3 protein-coding genes are annotated in these 1,848 nt (G+C 68.7%); all 3 read left to right on the top strand.

Annotated elements, in window-relative coordinates:
* The first annotated feature begins 390 nt into the window (after positions 1 to 390).
* Entirely contained in the window at positions 391 to 1,281 is an 891-nt protein-coding gene (locus E1261_RS44620; protein ID WP_238176856.1) for a GNAT family N-acetyltransferase, read from the top strand.
* On the top strand, positions 1,278 to 1,475 hold the full coding sequence (locus tag E1261_RS44615) for a hypothetical protein (protein WP_132416409.1): 198 nt from the start codon (positions 1,278 to 1,280) through the stop codon (positions 1,473 to 1,475). The genes E1261_RS44620 and E1261_RS44615 overlap by 4 nt, the downstream gene beginning before the upstream one ends.
* Positions 1,476 to 1,498: 23 nt before the next feature.
* Positions 1,499 to 1,848: IclR family transcriptional regulator (locus E1261_RS44610; RefSeq protein WP_165952881.1), on the top strand; the 350-nt coding region annotated here is incomplete at its 3' end.

Genomic DNA, 1,848 nt, shown 5'->3' with positions numbered 1-1,848 from the left:
GACACCTTGAGCACCGATCGACCACTCGCGGCGCACTGGAGTGACTGAACCGTGCCCAAACTCCCCACCCCCGACCTTGAGCACCCCTCGACCATCTCGCCCCAACCGCGGTGGTTGACCCGTGCCCAAGGTGTCGCGGCTCGGGCACCTTGAGCACCGCTCAACCACTCGCGGCGCACTGGAATGACCGAACCGTGCCCAAACTCCCCACCCCCGACCTTGAGCACCCCTCAACCATCTCGCCCCATCCGCGGCGGTTGACCCGTGCCCAAGGTGCCCGAGCGCCGACACCTTGAGCACCGATCGACCACTCGCGGCGCGCTGGAGTGACTGAGCCGTGCTCAAGGTCGGTGGGGGATTGTGGACCTGGGGCGCGACTACAGTCGGTGCATGGTGTTCGAGATCCGGACGGCGGTGCCGGAGGATGCGGTCGGGATAGCGGCGGTCTGGGCGGCGGCGATGCCGCATCTGGTGATGACGGCGCGGGGTGTCGAGGCGGGGCTGCGGAACAACCCGAACCGGGTGGTGCTGGTCGCGGTGACCGATTCGGAGATCGTGGGCTACGGCAACATCTACCTGCCGGCCCCGGATGCGGTGGCGCCCCGAGTGCGGATCACCGTGCAGGTGCTCCCGTCGCACCGCGGGCAGGGCATCGGATCCGCGCTGCTCGAACACATCACCACCCAATCGGCCGAGGCCGGTGCCGCGCGACTATTGGTGGTCGCCTCGGACGACTCGCGGAGCTTCGCCACCAAGCACGGCTTCACCATCGGCCGGGAACTCAGCCACTCGCAGGCGGAACTGAGCGCCGTACCGGCTGCACCGCCTGTCCCGGACGGCCTGCAGGTGGTCGACTACAACGCCGTACAGCCTGGGCAGATCTGGCAGGCCACGGTCGCGGTCGCTCACGGTGATCCGAGCGGATTGTCATCGGCCCCGCCGTACGACGAATGGTTCGCCGTCGAGTGGAATCACCCGGAACTGCGCCGCGACCTGAGCATCGCCGTACTGGAAGATGACGAGGTGCTGGCGTTCTCCACCACCACCGCCGATCCGGCACGGAAGGTGACCTGGTCCGCGCTCACCGGAACCATTCCGGCTGCTCGCGGTCGCGGTCTGGCCAAGCTCGTGAAGGCGGTCGCCCTCGGGCGCGCCCGCGACGCCGGGCTGGCGCGGGCGTATACGGGCAACGATGCGGGCAACAAGCCGATGCTGGCGGTCAACGAGTGGCTCGGCTACCGGGTCGCCGGCTCGGCCTGGACCGCGGAGAAGGAGCTGTGATCCGGCTCGCCCTGACCCTGCTCGTCTTCCTGGGGTTGTCGGTCGGGGTCGGCTTGCTGCTCTCCGGTGACGACTACTTCGACTGGCCGGTCGCGGGTGGTTTGTTCGCGTTCGCGGTGGTGGGCGAAGTGTTGCGGTCGCGGCTGCGCCGACGTTCGGGAAAGAATTCGGCTCGGCAATCGTCCGGAATCTGAGACAGGCCGGTTACCCTGCCGTTGTGAGCGGCAACGTTCCGGCCTCGACCCGCACCCTGCGGGTACTGACGTTCCTGGCGACCCAGCCCGGGCCGGTACCGATGGAGCGCATCGCCTCCGCGGTCGGCCTGCCACGCTCGTCGACGTACCACTTGCTCCGGGCAATGATGGACGAGAGTTTCGTCGTCCACCTCCCCGAGGAGAAACGCTACGGCCTCGGCGTCGCCGCCTTCGAGATCGGCTCCGCCTACCTCCGCCACGACCCGCTGGAACGCCTGGCCCGCCCCCTCCTCGGCCAACTGGTCGCCGAGCTCGGCCAGACCGCCCACCTGGGCGTCCTGCACGGCCGCGAACTCGTCTACCTCCTGAAGGA

This window comes from Kribbella albertanoniae (assembly GCF_004348455.1).
Lineage (GTDB): Bacteria > Actinomycetota > Actinomycetes > Propionibacteriales > Kribbellaceae > Kribbella > Kribbella albertanoniae.
This window is presented reverse-complemented; position numbering and strand designations above follow the sequence as displayed.

Excerpts from the sequence above, each read along its gene's own strand:
- E1261_RS44620 (WP_238176856.1), top strand. The coding sequence starts at position 391 with ATGGTGTTCGAGATCCGGACGGCGGTGCCGGAGGATGCGGTCGGGATA.